The sequence below is a fragment of the Rosettibacter sp. KY25 genome (assembly GCF_057554405.1).
Genome location: NZ_BAAJAO010000002.1, coordinates 212,848 through 233,222, shown reverse-complemented (window position 1 = coordinate 233,222; position 20,375 = coordinate 212,848). Strand labels below are relative to the sequence as shown.

The following is a 20,375-nucleotide window of genomic DNA, read 5'->3' as shown; positions in this document are numbered from 1 at the left end:
GAAACTGTGTATAAATTTGTAATAAGAGGCGGTAGAAAATTAAGCGGCAGGGTATCAGTAAGTGGAGCTAAAAATTCATCACTTGCTTTGATGCCGGCAACTTTGCTTACTTCTGGAATAAGCACAATTTATAATGTCCCGGAAGTGAATGATATTTTTACAATGATAAAACTTTTAGAACAACTTGGAGCCAGCATAAGTTTTTTTGATAACACACTGAAAATCGATTCATCAAATATTACAAGTCAAGTTGCACCTTATGAACTTGTTAAAAAAATGAGAGCTTCAATTTATGTACTGGGGCCACTTTTATCCCGTTTTGGCTATGCAAAAGTTTCGATGCCTGGTGGTTGTGCTTGGGGTCCTCGTCCAATTAATCTTCATCTCGAAGCAATGAAAAAATTAGGTGCTGAAATAGAAATCGATCAAGGATATATAATTGCAAAAGCAAAAAAATTAAATGGTGCAAAAATTCATTTTGATGTGCCTTCAGTTGGTGCTACAGGCAATACTTTAATGGCAGCTGTTTTAGCCAAAGGGACAACTGTAATTTCCAATGCTGCAATTGAACCCGAAATTTCTTTACTGGCTGAATTCTTGCAATTAATGGGAGCAAGAATTTCTGGCATAGGAACAACAATAATGGAAATTGAAGGTGTTGATGAACTAAACAGCACAGAGATTATAAATATTCCTGATAGAATTGAAGCTGGAACGCTTTTATTGGCAGGAGCTATAACAAGAAGTAAAATTGAACTTGAAAATGTTGTCAAAGAACATCTTGAATCTGTATTGATAAAAATTGAAGAAAGCGGAGCTAACTTAATTTATGAAAATGGATTATTAAAAATAGATGCAGAAAATCTTACTATAAAAAATGTAGATGTTACAACAGCAGTTTTTCCGGGTTTCCCAACTGATATGCAGGCTCAATGGATTGCTTATATGTCAATTGCAGATGGAATTTCTACAGTTACAGATACAATTTATCCTGATAGATTTAATCATGTGCCTGAATTAAATCGCCTCGGAGCAAATATTGAAGTTATTAATAATAGTGCAGTTGTTAAAGGTGTAAAAAAGCTCAAAGGAGCAAAAGTGATGTCTACAGATTTAAGAGCAAGTGCAAGTCTTGTAATTGCAGGATTAGCTGCAGAAAATACAACTGAAGTTCTGAGAGTATATCATCTTGATAGAGGATATCAAAGAATCGAAGAAAAATTGAAAGCATTAGGGGCAGATATTGAAAGAGTTGAAACTGAAGAATATTAATTTATTCCCCAAAATTGTAATCACATCTATTTTTATAATTAATCTGTTACTGATTAATCTTCCTCTCCTCAAAACCTTTAATTATGAGTTCTCGATTGTAAATTCAATTCTTCTTTTTGGGGCTAATGGTTTATTAACTATATGGAATATTAATAAATATGGTAAAGAAAGATTTTTACACGTAATAAAAATTCTTAAAAATTATTTTTTAGTTCTTATTTTAATTCCACTATTAATTGGACTTGCAGCATCTTTGTTTTTTTCTGTATGTCCTGTTTGGAATGGATTGATGTATTTTTTAATCATAACAATTCCTGCATCAGTTTTTGGAATTGTTACTGCCAATTTTGTAAGTATAATTTTTGAAAAATTCAGATACTTAATTTTCATCATTGCTTTTTTTGTAATCATCTCGATACCGATGCTGGAATTTTATTTCAATCCACAATTATTTTTTTTCAATCCTATATTCGGATATTTTTCAGGGACAATTTATGATGAAGAAATTCCTGTAAATAGTTTACTGATTTCTTACAGATTGATAAATATTATTTTTTTTGTTGTTCTAATTTTTGTCTCTGATTTTCTGTTAACAAGAAAAAGAATCATCAAAAAAATTTCTCTGATTATAATTCTGATTTTTTCATTAGTATTCATTTCTCTTAAACCATACTTACACTTTTCAACTACTTTTAATTCATTAAGAAATAATCTTGGAAAATCTTTATCAACCGAACATGCTGTAATTTATTATTCAAACAAAATTAAGGATGAGAATAAAATAAAACTTATCGGCATTATGCATGATTATTTTTATGAGCAGATTAAAGATGAGTTAAAACTGAAAAGCAAACAAAAAATTGTTTCATTTATTTTTTACGACGAAGAAGAAAAGAAAAAATTATTTGGTTCTGCAAAAGCTGATGTTTCAAAACCCTGGCTTCGTCAGATTTATGTTGATTATAATTCATACACTCATACACTAAAACATGAAATTGCTCACGCTTTATCTTCTGAATTTGGGACTACAATTTTTATGGTTAATAAAAACTTTAATCCTGCTGTTATAGAAGGAATTGCAATGGCAATTGAAAATAATTTTGATGATTATCCAATTCATTATCCAGCTAAAATTGCTTATGAGTCAGGTATAAAAGTTGAAATGAAAAAATTATTCAGCGGGTTTAACTTTTTTACTAATTATTCATCCATATCTTATGTATTTGCAGGTTCGTTTTTTCGATTTCTGATTGATAATTATGGAATTGAAAAAGTTAAGCAATTCTATAAAACTTCTGATTTCAATACTTCATTCAAAAAAAGCATTGATGTATTGGAGAATGAATATTTCAAATTTTTGGATGGATTAAAGATTAAGAAGAATTTTGATAAAGCTCAGTTATATTTTGGAGGCAAATCAATATTTAAAAAAATTTGTCCAAGAACAGCTGCATCAGAAACAAAAAGAGCAATTAATTATTATAAGAATTCGAAATATTTTGAATCAGAAAAATTATTTAGGAAAGTTTACAATTATGCTGAAACTTATGAATCCTTATCGGGCTTGATTCATTCTCTAATTAAACAAAATAAAAATCTGGAAGCAGAAGTATTCCTTGCAAAAGAAATAAAAAAATTTAAGAACAGCTCTTATTACTACAATTTAGAATTAACATTAACTGATGTTTATATAATGAATAATAAAATTGAATCAGCAAAAAAATTACTGGATAGTTTAATTATTCAAAATCCTCATATAGAATTTGTAAATCAGGCTTTGATTAGAAAAATGATTTTAAAAAATGGAGTTGATGAATTAAAGCTTTTCTTAAAAATGAATACTGATGATAAAATAAATTACTTGATGAAACTAAATCAAAAAGATATTCATTATATTACTGTCCCATATATTTTAGAATTAAGCAAAAAGAATAATAATAAACTTAAAAGCTTAGTAGAATTTTTTAAAACAAAAATTAATGTTTATGATTTTTCTTCGTGCTATGCGGTATATAAATTATCACAAACTGCAATAATGATAGGTGATTGTCAAACTGCAAAAGAGTTAGCTGTAAAAACACTTAGTTATCAAGATGATGAATTTTTTCATAAAACACTCGTTAACAATCTAAAATTTATAAATTGGGTAAATAATCTTTAGCATTGAATTGATTCACCTTAATTTCAAAAAGGAAAATATGGACTTCAAAGAAATCATAAATAAATATGATTTTATAAAAACTGCATCAGAGATAGCAAAGAAAAGAAAAGAAGAAATTTATCTGGTGGGTGGTTTTGTGCGTGATATAATTCTTAAGAGACAAAGAGATGAGCTTGATTTCTTAGTTGTAGGAGACGGACCTGCCTTTGCAAAAGAATTTGCTAATCAGTTAGGAGTAGCAGATATAGTCATATATAAAAATTTTGGAACTGCACATTTCAAATACAAAAATTTATCACTCGAATTTGTAGGCGCACGAAAAGAATCTTATAAAAGAAACAGTCGTAATCCTGTTGTTCAGCCAGGCACCCTTGATGATGATTTAAGTAGAAGAGATTTTACAATCAATACTCTTGCAATATCTTTGAATGAAAATTCATTTGGGCAGCTTTTAGACAAATTTAATGGAATAGAAGATATTCAAAACAAAATTATTAAAACTCCTTTAGACCCGTATAAAACTTTTGATGACGACCCATTGCGTATAATGAGAGCTTTTAGATTTGCTGCTCAATTAGAATTTAATATTGAAGAAAATACATTAAAAGCAGCAAGAGAAATGAAAGAAAGGCTGAAGATTGTTGCTCAGGAAAGAATTACTGATGAATTTTTAAAAATACTGGCTGCTCCAAAACCTTCAATTGGATTACGATTATTATATGAAAATGAAATTATGAGAGTCATTTTTCCTGAAATACATAATTTAGGAGGAGTAGAACAGCGTCAAGATTATCATCATAAAGATGTTTTTTATCATACATGCATTGTTGTTGATAATGTTGCAGCTGTAAGTGATAACTTATGGCTTAGATTTGCTGCTTTGGTTCATGATATTGCGAAGCCATTAACAAAAAAATTTGTAGAAGGCATTGGTTGGACATTTCATGGACATGAAGAAATTGGCGCACGCATGATGAAAGGAATTTTTACTAAACTGAAATTGCCATTTCATAAACTTCCATATGTTGAAAAATTAGTTAGGCTTCATTTAAGACCAATTGCTTTGGTTGATGAAAATGTAACTGACTCGGCAATAAGAAGACTTGCTGCAGCAGCTGGTGAAGATTTAGATGATTTGATTACTTTGTGTCGCGCAGACGTAACAAGCAAAAACATCATCAAAGTAAATCAATATCTTGAAAATTATAATATTGTTATGCATAAAGTTAGAGAGGTTCAGGAAAAAGATAGATTAAGAGCTTTTCAATCTCCTGTGCGTGGGGATGTAATTATGAGTGTGTGCAATATTCCTCCATCAAAATTAGTAGGCAAAATTAAAAAAGCTATTGAAGAAGCTATACTTGACGGCAAAATTCCAAATACTTATGAAGATGCTTATGAGTATTTCTTAAAAATAAAAGATAAATTCCTTGCAGAAAAAGAACTTCAATGAGGGAAAAATATTTTGTAACTTTCTTATAATTAATTTCGTCTTAATAACCAGAAAAATAAAGTGCTAAATGTTAATGCACAAAAAGGAGCTGCAATGAAAAAAATAATAATGTCATTTTTGATTTTAATATCACCATTGTTTGCACAAAAAAAATTAACATTAGAAGATGCAATTTCAATAGCACTTCAGAGAAACACTGCTCTTATTAAAACAAAAAATAATTTGTTAACAAATCAATCCCAGTTAAAAAATGCTTATGGAGAATTACTTCCATCATTAAATGCTCAAGCACAGTGGAACTGGCAAAGAGTTAATGATGTAGGAGGTACTCAACGAGATTATTTTGGCAACATTGTTACAATTCCTCCATCACAAACAGACAGCAGAAGCTATGGCCTTGGATTTGGTGGCGGTATTACTCTTTTTGATGGACTTGCAAATATTGCTTATATCAGTCAAAAAGAAAATAGTTTGAAAGCTGCTGAACTTTATCTTGAAAAAGCCAAACAAAATGTAGTTTATCAAACAACAGATTTGTATTATCAAGTATTGAATGCAGAAGAATTGAAAAGGGTTCGTGAAGACAATGTAAAATATTATCAAAAATTTTATGAGACAGTACAGGAAAGAAATAGATTAGGTTCAGTTGCAAAAGCTGATGTTTACACAGCTCAGGTTCAGCTTGGAAATGCAGAACTTCTTTTAATTCAAGCACAGAATGCTTATGAAACAGCTATGAGCAATTTGCTTAATTATCTTGGATTAAATGTTCTTGATGATTATGAACTTGTTGACCCATTTGGTGGACAGAGAGCTGTTGATACAGATTCTTATATGAAAGACTTTGAAGATGTTCAAACAATGGTAAGTGTTGCGCTGGATAATCGATTCGATTTTAAAAGTCAGGAATTAACAGTAAATGCGGCAAGAAAAGGTTTAACAATTGCACGCTCAGGATTATTTCCTTCACTCTCTGGCAGTTATTCATGGTCAACTTCTGCAGTTGAAATGAATAAACTTTTTAATCGAAAAATATTTTATGTTGGATTGTCATTAAGTTTACCAATCTTTTCTAATTGGTCTACAGAAAATCAAATTCAACTTGCTCAGGTAAATTACATGAATGCCCAAGAAGATTTAATGGCACTTGAAAGACAAATCAAAATCGAAATTAAACAAGGTTACCTTGATTTATTAGCCGCAAAGAAAAGTCTTGATGTAGCTTCTAAAAATGTTATTGCAGCAGAGGAAAATAGAAAAATTAATCAGGAAAGATATAATCTTGGCTCTGGAACTATTCTGGATGTTTTGCAGGCAGACAGAGATTATACTGATGCATTACGAAATAAAATTAATGCATTGTATGATTTCTATACTAAACGCGATAAACTTAATAATTCACTTGGCAAACTCGAATACAAAAAATATGAATAAAATATTTAAGGGAGTTAATTAAAATGGCTAATGGAAAAAAGAAATCGAAGAAAAAACTTTTCATATTTGGGGGACTGGGATTATTACTTCTAATTTTGATTTTGCTTGTTGCTTTCAGTGGAAATAAAGAAGAAATAATTTCTGTCCAAACAGAAAAAGTAACTCGAAGAACTATAACACAAGTAGTAACTGCAACAGGTAAAATAAATCCAGAATATCAGGTAAAAATTATTGCAGAGGCAACTGGAGAAATTGTTTATCTGCCTGTTCGCGAAGGTGATATTGTTAAAAAAGGACAATTATTATTAAGGATAAAACCCGATATTTATGAAGCACAAAAAAACAGTGCCGAAGCTCGTCTTGCTCAAGCAAAAGCTTCGTTGAATGCTACAAAAGCTTTGCTGGAAAAAGTTGAATCTGAATATAAACGAGTTCAGGGTTTAGCTCAAAAAGGTCTGGCAAGCGATGCTGACCTCGAAGCTGCTAAATCAGCTTATCTACAAACTCTTGGAAATTATGAATCTCAAAAATCAATTGTCTCCCAATCCGAAGCTGCATTAAAAGAAGCAATTGAAACACTAAACAAAACTTATGTTTATTCTCCAATGAACGGTACAATAAGTAAACTTTCTGTTGAACTAGGTGAAAGAGTAATCGGAAGTGCATTTACAGGAACTGAGTTATTAACTGTAGCAGATTTAAGCAATATGGAAGCTACTGTTGATGTAGATGAAAATGATGTCGTTCTAATTTCAATTGGAGATACTGCAAGAATTCATATTGATGCTTTTGGAGATAAAGTTTTTAGAGGTATTGTTTCTCAAATTGGCAATAGTGCAAAAACAACAGGCTTAGGTACCCAGGAAGAAGTTGTAAATTTTGAAGTAAAAATTAAATTGCTCGACCTTGATGATAAGATTAGACCTGGAATGTCATGCGATGCAGATATAGAAACTGAAACAAAACATAATGTTCTGGCTGTGCCAATTCAAAGTGTAACTGCAAGGCTGCAGGAAAAACCAAATCCTTCTCAAAGCAAAGAAGATAATCCAAATAATAATTCAAAAAATGGAAAAAGAAATAAACCAAAAGAAGTTGTATTTATTGTTGATAATGGAAAAGCAAAAATGGTTGAAGTAAAAACTGGTATAAGTGATGACAATTATATTGAAATTGTTGAAGGATTAAAAGGTGATGAAGAAGTAATCAGTGGTCCTTACAGAGCAGTATCAAGAGAATTAGAAGATGGTAAAAAGATTTCCATTATGTCAACAAAAAAGGAAAAGAAATAATAATGAATGGTAACAATATGAATATTATAAACATTGAACATGTTGCAAAAATTTATCAGGTAGGAAGTGAAGAAGTTCATGCATTAAGAGATGTATCGCTAAGAATAAACAAAGGTGAATATGTTGCAATTATGGGTCCTTCTGGTTCTGGTAAATCAACTTTAATGAACATACTCGGCTGTCTTGATACTCCAACTCATGGTCTATATGAATTTAAGGGAGTCAATGTCAGCCAGATGAATGATAATGAACTTGCAAAAATTCGAAATAAAGAAATTGGATTTGTGTTTCAAACATTTAATTTACTTCCAAGGTCAAATGCACTTCATAATGTTGAACTGCCTTTGATTTATGCCGGCGTTCCAGCAGCTGAAAGAAAAGAAAGAGCAAGATTAGCTTTGGAACATGTTGGACTTGGCGATAGAATTTATCACAAACCAAATGAACTTTCTGGAGGACAGCGGCAAAGAGTAGCTATTGCAAGAGCACTTGTTACTAATCCATCAATCATTCTTGCTGATGAACCAACTGGAAATCTTGATACTAAAACTGGTGAAGATATAATGGCTTTGTTCAACGAAATTTATGAACAGGGCAATACAATTATTCTTGTTACTCATGAAGAATACATTGCTGAACATGCAGAAAGAATAATAAGAATTCGTGATGGTCTAATAGAAAATGATGAAAAAGTTGTTAATAGATATATTCCTCAAAAAAATGGTGCATCAAAACTTTAGGTATTGATATGAAAATATTTTTATATGAATTGAAAGAAGGTTTATTGATTGCGTTTCGTGCAATACGAAGTAATAAAGTCAGATCGGTTCTAACAACACTTGGAATTGTAATAGGTGTAACATCTGTTGTTTTGATGTCAACAGCAATTAATGGAATTGATAATGCTTTTCAAACTGGAATGTCGTCTCTTGGTTCTGATAATCTTTACATTGACAAATGGGAATGGTTTAGTAATGATAAGCCATGGTGGGAATTGAGAAACAGAAGAAATATTACAATGAAAGAATATGAACAATTCAAAGAATTAGCAAAGCTGCCTGCTGCTGTTGCCCCTGATACATGGACCCCTCAAACAGTGAAATATAAAAATAAAACTGCAGAAGCTGTTATTGTTAGAGGTACGAACAGTGATTATATCAAAGCAACTAACTTAACTTTAGGCGAAGGAAGATTTTTTAATGAATTAGAAAGTAATGGCGGAAGAAATGTAGCAGTGCTTGGAAGTGAAATCGCAAAAAATTTATTTAATAACTCAAATGCAATTGGTGAAGAAATTAAAATCAAAGGTCACAAGTTTGTTGTAGTTGGAGTTCTTGCTGAACAGGGGAGCTGGATAATGGGGGAATTCAATCCAGATAAACAAATTATAATCCCAATCCAAAATATTTTCAAATACTTTGCTAATGAAAATAATAAAACAATTACAATAACTGTAAAAGCAAAGAATAATCAATTGGTTGAACAGACCAAAGAAGAAGCAATTAGCATTATGAGAAAAATTCGTGGTTTGAAGTATAATCAGGAAGATGATTTTTCAATCAATCAGCAGGAAGGTTTATTAAAAAACATTAATCAAACTGTGGGTGTAATTCAAATTGCAGGTTTATTCATAACTGGTTTGTCATTATTTGTGGGTGCAGTTGGAATAATGAATATAATGTTTGTCTCTGTTAAAGAAAGAACAAAAGAAATTGGAATTAGAAAGGCAATTGGTGCCAAAAGAAGAACAATCTTAAGCCAATTCATAATTGAAGCGGCAATAATTTGTTTAATTGGAGGATTGATTGGATTATTTGTTGCTGTGTTATTGAGTCAAATTGTTAATCAATTTCTGCCTACGTCCGTTCAGGTAGGAACTATAATTCTTGCAATTTCAATTTCAATTATAACAGGTATAGTTTCTGGATTTGCTCCTGCATATACAGCTGCAAAATTAGACCCAGTAGAAGCATTGAGGTATGAATAATGGAAATAATCGAAATTTTGAAAGTTGCTTTCAATTCTCTTAAAACCAATAAGTTGAGGTCTGTACTTACTATCGTTGGAATTGTTGTAGGAATTTTTTCAATCATTGCTGTAAGTACAATAATTGAAATGATGCAGACAAGCATTGAAAAAGGAACTGCAATGCTTGGACAAAATACATTCCAAATTCAAAAGTGGCCAGCTGTTCAAACAGGTGGTCCAGGTTCAGGCTTGAAATACAGAAATCGTGCTGATATAACACTTGAACAATATTATCGATTAAAAGAAAAATTATCAAAAGCCAAATATGTTGCTGCAGAAATTTGGGAAAGTGGTAAACTTCTTAAAGTAGGAAATATTGAAACAAATCCTAATGTTATGGTTGCAGGTGTAACAGCCGAAGCTTTTCCAAATAATCAATGGATTGTTGAAGAAGGAAGAGCAATTAATGAACGGGATATTCAACGATATGAAAATTTTGTAGTTATTGGAATTGATATAGCCAAAAAACTTTTTCCAAATTCCAGTCCCTTAAATCAATTTGTTACATTGGAAGGACATAAATTTAGAGTAATTGGAGTTCTTGAACCACAAGGAGAATTTTTTGGACAAAGCCGCGATAATTTTGTTATTCTTCCTATCACAACATTTCAATCATTATATGGAAAAAGAAAACATAGTGTGAATATTACTGTAATGTCCTTCGACAGAAATTCATATAACGAATTAATTGAAGAAGCAGAAGGACATTTCAGAACTATAAGAAAAGTTCCTCCAGATGCAGAGAACGATTTTGATATCTGGTCAAATGAACAATTGTTGACAAGAATAAATGATATTACTTCTGGAGTAAGAATCGGCTCAATTGTAGTTGCTGCTATAGCATTGCTTGCTGCTGGAGTTGGGATTATGAACATCATGCTTGTATCTGTAACAGAAAGAACAAAAGAAATTGGAATAAGAAAAGCTGTTGGTGCAAGAAAAATTAATATTCTTGTTCAATTTGTAATTGAAGCAATTACTCTTTCTTTAATTGGCGGATTCATTGGAATTATTCTCGGTATTATTGCTGGTAATATTGCAGGTTCATACTTAAAAGCTACAGCTGTAATCCCAATTGATTGGGTAGTAATTGGAGTTTTGTTGTGCATAATTATTGGAGTAATTTTTGGAACATATCCTGCATATAAAGCTGCTAATCTTGACCCAATTGAATCTCTTCGTTATGAATAATTCTTATTAATTACAAGATTGCAAAATTACTACGCCAGTAGCGGGCAAGCCTGCCATGGAGAGGGGCAGGCAAAATTGAAAGATTACAAGTTACAGGTTGCAAGTGATAAGTAAAAAGTAAGAATAATGAAATATCGGAATGGTGGAATCTTGCCTGCTGAAAGATTCATTCTGCAAGCAGGATTGGGATCGAACTCATCATTCCAGTTTTCCATCTTTCCAATTTTCCAACTTTTAATTCTTTACGAACTTAAAAAGAAGAAATAAAATTTCACGCAAAGCTGCAGAGAAAACTTTATGGTTTTCAATAATTTTTATTCGTACTTCATTAAGTTCGTTTTTTATTTTATCTGAAACAATTATATTGCAATTGTCATAATCATATATTTTAATGAGAAACTTCTTTATAGAATTTAGGGAAATCCTCTCAATAGCATTTAGTGCTATTCGTGCAAACAAATTGCGTTCGGTTCTAACAACACTTGGCATTATTATCGGAATAGTTGCAGTTACAACTATGTCCACAGCAATTGTGGGATTAAGAGAAGCCTTCATGAATTCGATTTCTTCACTTGGGAGTGATGTGCTTTATGTTGATAAATTCCCATGGTTTGCAATGGATAGATGGGAACAGTTCAGAAATCGAAAAGATATTACAATTGAGCAGTATGAAAAACTTCGATTAATGTTGAAGAATTATGAAGCTATGGCTCCCACTAAAAGAACTTTTAATGCTTCTGTTAAGAGGAAAGACCGCTCTGTTCAAGCTGCATTAATTATTGGAACAACAGAAGAATATCAAAGAACAAGTCAATTAGTTCTTGAAGAAGGAAGATTTTTAAATGAACTCGAAGTAAAATCAGCAAGAAGAGTTTGCATCATAGGAAAAGATATTCAAAATGAACTTTTTCCTTCTGAAAATCCCATCAATAAAGAAATTCGTATTAATAATGTTCCGGTAAAAGTAATCGGTATTCTTGAAAAACAGGGAAGCGGTTTTCTTGGAGCTTTCAGTATGGATGGCCAAATTATTATTCCACTTAAAACTTTTGAATCAATTATTGGTGAAGCACGCAATAGAATGAGAATTGATATAAAAATTGGAGATGTTACAAAACTCGAAGATGCAAAAGAAGAAATTAGAGCAGCAATGAGAATTATAAGAAAAGTTCCTCCAGATAAACCTGATGATTTTGCAATTAATCAACAGGAAGCATTCAAACAAATGTATGACCAGACAATTGGAGTTATTGCAATAGCTGGAATTGTGATTACAGCATTATCTTTATTTGTTGGTGCAATTGGAATTATGAACATAATGTTTGTTTCTGTTACAGAAAGAACAAAAGAAATTGGAATAAGAAAAGCTGTTGGTGCAAAAACTTGGTCAATCTTATTTCAGTTTCTTGTTGAAGCTGCAATTATTTGTATGATTGGAGGAATTATAGGAATTATGATTTCATTCCCATTAAGTTTGATTATAAATCAATTTTTGCCAACATCATTGCCGTTAAACATTGTGATTTTATCTTTAATGATTTCTGCTTTTGTTGGAATTGTTTCAGGTTTTGTTCCAGCATGGAAGGCTTCTCGCTTAAATCCAGTAGATTCATTGAGGTATGAATAATGCAGGTAATTGAAAGTATCAAATTGGCTTATCATTCTATAATGGGAAGTAAACTTCGCTCGATTCTTACACTTCTTGGAATCGCTGTTGGATTGTTTTCAATTATTATTGTTATGACAGCTATAAGTGCCATTCAACAAAATATTGAAGATGTTTTTAATTCAATTGGGACAAACAATTTTATCATTCAAAAATATCCTGCTTTTCAAGCCGGCGGTCCTCATGCAAGAAGACAATATAGAAACAGAAAAGATTTGAAAGTTGAAGAAGGTCAAAAACTGCGCGAGATGACAGAACTTCCAGCTGCAATTGGCATTGGACTTAATATAAGCGGGAAAGTTGTAAAATTTGGGAATGAAAAAACAAATCCTGATGTAATTATCTCCGGAACTAATGCAGATTATTTTGTAGCTCTCGATATGAAAATTTCTGAAGGAAGAATTTATTCGAAATCTGATGAAGAACTTTCTCGCCCCGTTGCGGTGCTTGGAGCTGATGTAGCAGAAAGATTATTTAAAAACATAAATCCGATTGGACAAACAATTAAAATTGATAATTATAATTTTCAGGTGATTGGTGTGTTTGCCAAAAGAGGTTCGGTTCTTGGAAGATCTCAAGATGGATTTGTCTGCATCCCTTTGCCTGTTTTTCAAAAATATTTTGGAGAAGAAAGAAGCGCATTCTTTTTAGTTATGGCAAGAAATAAAGATTTACTCGAAGCAACAAAAGATGAAGTTATTGGTGCTCTTAGAAAAATTAGAAAAGTTCCTGCTTCTCAGGAAAATGATTTCGAAATTGTTACTAATGACCAACTTATTCAGCAGTTTAATGAACTAACTAAATATTTCAAGCTTGGAGCAGGTGTTATAGCTTTTATCGCTTTGATTGCTGCAGGAATTGGAATTATGAATATCATGCTTGTAAGTGTAACAGAAAGAACAAGAGAAATTGGAATTCGAAAAGCTGTTGGAGCAAAAAGAAAAACTATTCTTACTCAATTCGTAATTGAAGCAACAGCTTTAAGCTGGATTGGAGGTCTAATTGGAATTTTCTTTGGTTTAATTGGAGGCAATATTGTAGCAGTTCAACTTGGAGTGCCTGTTTATATTCCAATCGAATGGATTGTAATTGGTTTATTTGTTACAACATTTGTTGGTGTTGTATTTGGTGTTTATCCTGCTCTTAAGGCTGCTAATCTTGACCCAATTGAAGCTCTTCGTTATGAATAATCTTTAAAAAATTGTAAGGATTAATTGATTTATCTTTACAGAACAATTTGAAAAGATAATTGAAAAAGATTTATCTCATTATCCTAATCTTCTATGCATGTCAATTCTCTCTAAATTATGCTCAAATCATTAGTGTGAGCGATACATTTTTAGTTAACAAAGTAAATCATTATAAAATAAAATCCGTAAACATCATTCCATTCAGCGAAAAAATTTTTGTATCAAAAAAACTAATTAATAAAAACCAATATAAAATTTTCTATGAATCAGGTGTTTTTTCATTAAATGAAAATGATAAACTAAGCATAAACGATACAATCATAATTGTATATCAAAGCATAAAAATAAATTTGAAAAAAGAATATAAGCGAAGGACTGTTGTAGCAGTTTATGATTCTCTTTCAAGAGATTCAATAAAAATTTCGAGACCATTAAAGAATATTTTGTCAGGTGAATCTATCTTTGGCAAAAACATGCAAAAAAGTGGTGCAATTATTCGAGGTTTTACAATAGGCACAAATAGAGACTTTACACTAAACAGCGGTCTTCGACTTCAACTTAATGGAAAAATTTCAGACGACATTGAATTAACTGCTGCATTGACTGATGAAAATACTCCAATTCAACCAGAAGGAAATACAGAAACACTCCAGGAACTTGATAAAGTATTTATTGAACTTCGTCATAAAAATGCAACAGGAACTTTTGGCGATTTTGATTTCATTGATAATCAATCAGAATTTTCAAGAATTACAAAAAAACTTCAAGGCTTAAAAGGAGAATTTGATAATAAAAAAATAAAAGGATCAATTGTTATCGCAGGTTCAAGAGGCAAATTCAATTCTATACAATTTTTTGGAAAAGATGGTAACCAAGGTCCATATCGTTTATATGGCATTAATAATGAACGAGCAATAATAATTATTGCAGGAAGTGAAAGAGTTTATCTTGATGGCGAATTAATGAAGCGAGGCGAAAACAATGATTATATTATTGACTACTCAAATGCTGAATTAACTTTTACTCCAAAAAGATTAATTACTTCATTCAGCAGAATATCTGTTGATTTTGAATATACAGACCAGAATTATTCAAGAAATTTTTTCGGTGCAAATTTTTTAACTCAACTTTATGATGACAAAATAAAATTTGGTATTAATTATTACCGAGAAGGTGATGACGAAAATAATCCAATAAGTCTAACTCTGAGTGATAATGATTTGAAAATACTTCGTGAAGCTGGAGATAACAGAAATGCAGCTGCAAAGTCTGGTGTATCATTAGCTCAAGCTGATTCTGCTGGAAACCTAAGAGGATTCTATTCGAAAGTTGATACTGTTATAAACTCAAAAATGTTTTCATATTATCTTTATTCTCCAGGCAATAAAAATTCAATTTACAGTGTTTCATTTTCTTATGCAGGTGAAGGAAAAGGTGATTATATCAAAGAAGGTCTTGGCAATTATAAATTTGTTGGACTTGGTAAAGGAAATTATTTGCCTGTTGTTTTCCTTCCATTTCCAGAATTAAAACAATTAACAGATATTTTTATAAATGCAAATATTTCTTCAGGGATTGTATTAAGCGGCGAATTTTCAGGAAGCCTTTGGGATAAAAATAGATTTTCAAAAATTGATGATAATGATAATTTCGGTTATGCAAGAAAATTATTATTTGAGATTGAACCCAGAGAAATTCAAATAGGAAAAATAAAATTTGGGAAAGCTGGTTTAAGCTATAAAGACAGATTTATTCAAAGCAGGTATACTTCACTTGACAGAATTAATCCTGTTGAATTTAACAGATATTACAACATTTCAGAATTAAAAAATGATAACCAGATACTTCGAGAAATCGGATTAATTTATTTTCCGCTCGAAACCATTTCTATTTTTTCTCAATATGGTTATTTAAAAAATGGAAACAATTTTTCATCTGACAGATACTTTAATGAAATTAAATACAGTGACAATAAGAACTATAATTTTTATTATAAACTTGATTATGTCCAATCAAATAATGAAAATGTTTTTACAAGGTGGAACAGACAAAATTCATCTAATTTCTATTCATTTGGGATTGTCAAACCTGGTCTTGAATTTTTATATGAAAATAAAGAAGAAAAAAAATCAGACAGCTTGCTTTCAAGCAGTTATAAATATTCTGAAATAATTCCTTCTCTGGAATTAAATCCATCTTTTCTGAACTTAAGATTTAGTTATTCATTTCGAGAAGAATATTTTCCACTCGATAATGTTTTGGAGAAACAATCAGACGCAAACATAACTCAACTTCAAATTGGCTTTAATAGATTTAAAGAATTTTCGTCTTCACTTAGTTTTACATTTAGAAAAAAATATTACACAGATAAGTTTATTCAAATGGGTTTTACGAATAGTGAAACCATTCTTCTTCTATCTCAAAGCAGGTTTAATTTATTCCAGAATTTTATTTATGGCGATTTGTATTATCAGGCTGCAACAGAACAAAGTGCAAAACTGGAAAAAGTATTTTTGAAAGTTCCAAAGGGGAGTGGAAATTATATTTATATTGGCGATATCAACAATAATGGAATTGCAGATGAAAATGAATTTGAGCTTACATCTTATGATGGTGAATATATTTTAATTACTGTACCAACAGAACAGCTTTATCCTGTAATTGATTTGAAATCTTACATAAGATGGACAACTGATTTTGACAAAATCATAAATGGCAAAAACATTATTTCATCTTTGTTGAAAAATCTATCTTCAGAAACTTTTTTCAGAATTGAAGAAAACAGTAAAAATCAAAACACCAAAGAAATTTATTTGATGAATTTATCTAAATTCCTGAATGATTCTACAACTCTAAGAGGTTCACAACTTTTTCAACAGGATTTTAATTTTTTCAAAAATAGTTCAAAATTTTCTGTGAGATTAAGATATCTTCAACGGAAAAGTCTTAATCAGTTCATCGGAGGGCTTGAAAGAGGATTTTATAAGGAGAGAAGTATTCGTTTGAGATTTCGTATTGTTAAAGAAATTAATAATCAAACTGATTTTGTAAATCAAATCGATAATCTTTTACCGTCAACAATTTCGAATCGTGCAAGAAAAATTGATAGAAATGATTTATCTACAGATTTTTCTTATAGACCTTTTAACAATTTGGAAGTTGGTTTCAAAATTCAAACAGGACGAAGCATTGATTCATATCCTTCAACTCCAGCAAAAGTTGATATGAATTCGTTATTGCTTCGTGTTAATTATTCAATTGCAAATATTGGAAGAATTCGAGTTGAAACAGAAAGATTAGAATTAACATCAACTGCATCAATTTCAAATATTCCATTTGAAATAACGAGAGGAAATGTTATAGGAAAAAATTATTTTTGGAGAGTATTCTTTGATTATAGAATTGGCAGCAATATTCAAACTTCTTTAAGCTATGATGCAAGATTACTTGGAAGAAATAAAGTAATTCACACAATGCACGCAGAAGCAAGAGCATTTTTCTAAATTTAATATGAAAATATCAGTTAATTTAATCGAAGCACATATTATAAGAAGAACAAAAAACAGCATTGAATTTTTGCTCCTTAAACGATCAGGAAAAGTGAAATATCCCAATTTATGGCAGATGGTTACCGGCAGTATCGAAAAGGGAGAAAAAATTCATCAAACTGTAATGAGAGAAATTTATGAAGAAACAGATTTAATCCCAGAAAAATTATGGATTGTACCAAATGTAAATTCTTTTTATGATAAAAAGAAAAACGAATTTAATTTAATCCCTGTTTTCGTTGCACTGATTGAAAAAAATAAAGAGATAAAAATTTCCAGAGAGCATACGGAATACAAATGGGTTAAAAAGAATGATGCAAAAAAATTAGTTGCCTGGGATGGTCAACGTAAATCAATCGATATGATTTACAACTTTTTTATCAAGAGAGAAAAAGAAAATGAATTCATTGAAATAAAACTCAATAACATTAAAAAATGATAACTATTTCTTTATATTAGTTTTAAGAAAAAATTAATATAGGTATTAAAGTGGGACTTTTAATCGTTGGCTCAATAGGATTTGATGATATTGAAACTCCATTTGATAAGGTAGAAAATGCATTGGGAGGTTCTGTAACTTATATTTCTCTTGCAGCAAGTTATTTTACTGGACCTGTCAGTATTGTAGGCGTAGTTGGAGAGGATTTTGACCATCAGCACATTAAAATGCTCGAAGACCACAATATAGACCTTGAAGGTTTGCAAATTGTAAAGGGTGAAAAAACTTTTAGATATGGATGCCGTTATCATTATGATTTAAATGTTCGTGATTCACTTTTTACTCACTTGAATGTATTCGAGCATTTTAATCCAATTATTCCAGAGAAAAAAAGGAAATATCCATTCATTGTTCTTGGAAATATTTCACCACAACTTCAGTTGAACGTTCTTGACCAACTTGAAAATCCAAAGTTTGTTGTTTGTGATACAATGAATTTCTGGATTGAAGGAGCCAAAGAAGATTTACTCAAAGTGTTGAAGCGTGTTGATGTACTAATTATAAATGATTCAGAAGCGCGTTTGTTATCTCGAGAACCGAATTTAATTAAAGCAGCAAAAATTATTTCTGCAATGGGTCCCAAATATTTAATAATTAAAAAAGGGGAACATGGTGCACTTCTGTTTGGAGAAGATATGATTTTTTCTGCTCCTGCTTATCCAATGGAAAATATTTATGACCCTACTGGTGCTGGTGATGCTTTTGCTGGTGGATTTACAGGTTATTTGCATAAAACAAGAGATTTATCCTTTGAGAATTTAAAACGCGCTGTTATATATGGAAGTATTATGGCATCTTTTTGTGTTGAAAAATTCAGCACAAAAGGTCTTGAAGATTTAAGCTATTTAGAAATTCAAAACAGATTTTATGAGTTTCGAGAATTATCAAGCTTTTCATAAAATGAATATTCCAAAAGCAATTGAATTCAAAGATGATAAATTAATTATACTCAATCAGGCTAAACTTCCTTTAATTGAAGAATACATCATAACTGATGATTTTGAACGAATTGCACTGGCAATCGAAAGATTGGAAGTAAGAGGTGCTCCTGCCATTGGAATTGCAGCTGCATATGGTCTTGCATTATCAATTAAAAATGTAAAAAATGATTTAGAACAAATTTTTATTAATGCTTATAACCGATTATCTTCTACAAGACCAACAGCTGTTAATTTGTTTTACGGCTTAAATGAAATAAAAAAAATTTATGAAAGTTATAAACATGATTCTGATATTTATCATAAGTTGATTGAACGAGCTGCCCAGATTCATCAAGAAGATATTGAAATGTGTGATGCAATTGCAGAAAATGGTTTAAAAATTTTTAAGAAAAAATCACGAGTGCTTACTCATTGCAATGCTGGTGCACTTGCAACAGGTGGTAATGGAACCGCAGTTAATGTTATAAGATTAGCTTTTGAACTTGACTTAATCGAATTTGTTCATGTTGATGAAACTAGACCATTGCTTCAGGGTTCAAGATTAACTGCATGGGAACTAAAAAAAATGGGAATACCATTTTCAATTAATACAGATTCAACTGCTGCAGTTTTGATGAAAGAAAAAAAAGTTGATTTGGTAATTGTTGGAGCAGATAGAATAGCAGTAAATGGAGATGCTGCAAATAAAATTGGAACTTATAATCTTGCTATACTTTGTAAATATCATAACATTCCTTTCTATATTGCTGCCCCTTCCTCTACAATTGATAGAAATTGTATTGATGGTAGTCATATAAAAATTGAAATGAGAGATAAAAAAGAACTTATTTATTTCAATAATTTTCAAATTACCTCTGAAGAATTTGAAGTTTACTCTCCTGCATTTGATGTTACTCCAAATGAATTAATTTCAGGAATAATTACAGAAAAATCTTTGCATTTGCCACCATTTGATTTTAGCAATGTCTGAGTTGACAAAAACAAGAGCAATAGTTTTAAGAAAAATTGATTATGGTGATACAAGCAAGATAGCTCAATTTTACACAGAAGACTTTGGAAAAATTTCTGCTATTATAAAAGGGGCGCGTTCACCAAAATCAAAAATTGGAATGATTGTAGACACTTTTAATCTTCTTCAAATTGTACTTTATAGAAAAGAAACAAGAGATGTTCAGCTTGTAAGCGATGCCGATTTACTTCAGCATTATTCAAATATCAAAGAAGATTTTGAAAGATTAAAATATGCTTCGGCAGTAATTGAACTCCTGTTAAATTTAACAATTGAACATGACCATAATCAGAGATTATTTAATGGTTCAGTCAGAATACTTGAGCTGTTGAATGATAAAGAAAAAAATCCAAAACTTTATTTCGCAAAATATTTTTTGTTCTTTATAAAAGAAATAGGTTATGAATTTCCAACTACCCATTGTTCATCCTGCAGAAAAGAATTAATTAATGGTTCAAAAGTTTCTTATAATTATGAAACTGGAATATTGTGTGATGAATGCCGTAAAGACAGAATAACTCACTTCGATTTCACAGAGGAACTTTTCAATTTATTGAAGTGTCTAAGCACCAAAATTAATAACATTAAATACAACGACGATGACCTAAACACAATAATTCGTTTGCTTGAAAAGTTTATTAAATATCATATCCATGAATTCCAAGGTCTAAAATCATTAGAATTAAATTAG

General features: G+C 30.7%; 16 protein-coding genes. 15 read left to right on the top strand and 1 reads right to left on the bottom strand.

Features of this window, described 5'->3' with window-relative positions:
- Window positions 1-6: 6 nt before the first annotated feature.
- From murA to AC27L2_RS02410, 8 genes are all read left to right on the top strand, one after another.
- Window positions 7-1,272 (top strand): UDP-N-acetylglucosamine 1-carboxyvinyltransferase, encoded by a 1,266-nt coding sequence (gene murA / locus AC27L2_RS02445; protein ID WP_487210069.1) that lies wholly within the window; start codon window positions 7-9, stop codon window positions 1,270-1,272.
- Window positions 1,244-3,433 carry a tetratricopeptide repeat protein gene (locus tag AC27L2_RS02440; protein WP_487210068.1) on the top strand — a complete coding sequence of 730 codons (2,190 nt, stop codon included), beginning with the start codon at window positions 1,244-1,246 and terminating at the stop codon, window positions 3,431-3,433. The genes murA and AC27L2_RS02440 overlap by 29 nt, the downstream gene beginning before the upstream one ends.
- 37 nt (window positions 3,434-3,470) lie before the next feature.
- Entirely contained in the window at window positions 3,471-4,886 is a 1,416-nt protein-coding gene (locus AC27L2_RS02435) for a CCA tRNA nucleotidyltransferase (protein WP_487210067.1), read from the top strand.
- Window positions 4,887-4,979: 93 nt separating this feature from the next.
- Window positions 4,980-6,320 (top strand): TolC family protein, encoded by a 1,341-nt coding sequence (locus AC27L2_RS02430; RefSeq protein WP_487210066.1) that lies wholly within the window; start codon window positions 4,980-4,982, stop codon window positions 6,318-6,320.
- A 23-nt stretch (window positions 6,321-6,343) separates the two neighbouring features.
- Entirely contained in the window at window positions 6,344-7,612 is a 1,269-nt protein-coding gene (locus tag AC27L2_RS02425; protein WP_487210065.1) for an efflux RND transporter periplasmic adaptor subunit, read from the top strand.
- A 17-nt stretch (window positions 7,613-7,629) separates the two neighbouring features.
- A complete protein-coding gene (locus AC27L2_RS02420; RefSeq protein WP_487210086.1) occupies window positions 7,630-8,352 on the top strand; it encodes an ABC transporter ATP-binding protein in 723 nt (240 codons plus the stop codon).
- An 8-nt stretch (window positions 8,353-8,360) separates the two neighbouring features.
- Window positions 8,361-9,599: an ABC transporter permease gene (locus AC27L2_RS02415; protein WP_487210064.1), complete on the top strand. Its 1,239-nt coding sequence runs from the start codon at window positions 8,361-8,363 to the stop codon at window positions 9,597-9,599.
- Window positions 9,599-10,831, top strand: coding sequence for an ABC transporter permease (locus AC27L2_RS02410; RefSeq protein ID WP_487210063.1), 1,233 nt, complete (start codon window positions 9,599-9,601; stop codon window positions 10,829-10,831). The genes AC27L2_RS02415 and AC27L2_RS02410 overlap by 1 nt, the downstream gene beginning before the upstream one ends.
- Window positions 10,832-10,914: 83 nt before the next feature.
- On the opposite strand, the gene AC27L2_RS02405 is transcribed toward AC27L2_RS02410, so the two are convergent.
- Window positions 10,915-11,046 (bottom strand): hypothetical protein, encoded by a 132-nt coding sequence (locus tag AC27L2_RS02405; protein WP_487210062.1) that lies wholly within the window; start codon window positions 11,044-11,046, stop codon window positions 10,915-10,917.
- Between the two features lie 176 nt (window positions 11,047-11,222).
- Here AC27L2_RS02405 and AC27L2_RS02400 point away from each other — a divergent pair, with 176 nt between their 5' ends.
- The 7 genes from AC27L2_RS02400 to recO are packed head-to-tail and all read left to right on the top strand — an operon-like array spanning window position 11,223 to window position 20,375.
- A complete protein-coding gene (locus AC27L2_RS02400; RefSeq protein ID WP_487210061.1) occupies window positions 11,223-12,458 on the top strand; it encodes an ABC transporter permease in 1,236 nt (411 codons plus the stop codon).
- The gene (locus tag AC27L2_RS02395; protein ID WP_487210060.1) at window positions 12,458-13,687 is read left to right on the top strand and encodes an ABC transporter permease; all 1,230 of its coding nucleotides are present in this window, start codon (window positions 12,458-12,460) and stop codon (window positions 13,685-13,687) included. Before AC27L2_RS02400 ends, AC27L2_RS02395 begins: the two co-directional genes overlap by 1 nt.
- A 59-nt stretch (window positions 13,688-13,746) precedes the next feature.
- Entirely contained in the window at window positions 13,747-17,190 is a 3,444-nt protein-coding gene (locus AC27L2_RS02390) for a DUF8818 domain-containing protein (protein WP_487210059.1), read from the top strand.
- Window positions 17,191-17,197: 7 nt separating this feature from the next.
- Window positions 17,198-17,674, top strand: coding sequence for an NUDIX hydrolase (locus AC27L2_RS02385; protein WP_487210058.1), 477 nt, complete (start codon window positions 17,198-17,200; stop codon window positions 17,672-17,674).
- A 50-nt stretch (window positions 17,675-17,724) separates the two neighbouring features.
- Window positions 17,725-18,633, top strand: coding sequence for a PfkB family carbohydrate kinase (locus AC27L2_RS02380; RefSeq protein ID WP_487210057.1), 909 nt, complete (start codon window positions 17,725-17,727; stop codon window positions 18,631-18,633).
- Window positions 18,602-19,645: an S-methyl-5-thioribose-1-phosphate isomerase gene (gene mtnA, locus AC27L2_RS02375; protein WP_487210056.1), complete on the top strand. Its 1,044-nt coding sequence runs from the start codon at window positions 18,602-18,604 to the stop codon at window positions 19,643-19,645. The genes AC27L2_RS02380 and mtnA overlap by 32 nt, the downstream gene beginning before the upstream one ends.
- Window positions 19,638-20,375 (top strand): DNA repair protein RecO, encoded by a 738-nt coding sequence (gene recO / locus AC27L2_RS02370; protein ID WP_487210055.1) that lies wholly within the window; start codon window positions 19,638-19,640, stop codon window positions 20,373-20,375. The genes mtnA and recO overlap by 8 nt, the downstream gene beginning before the upstream one ends.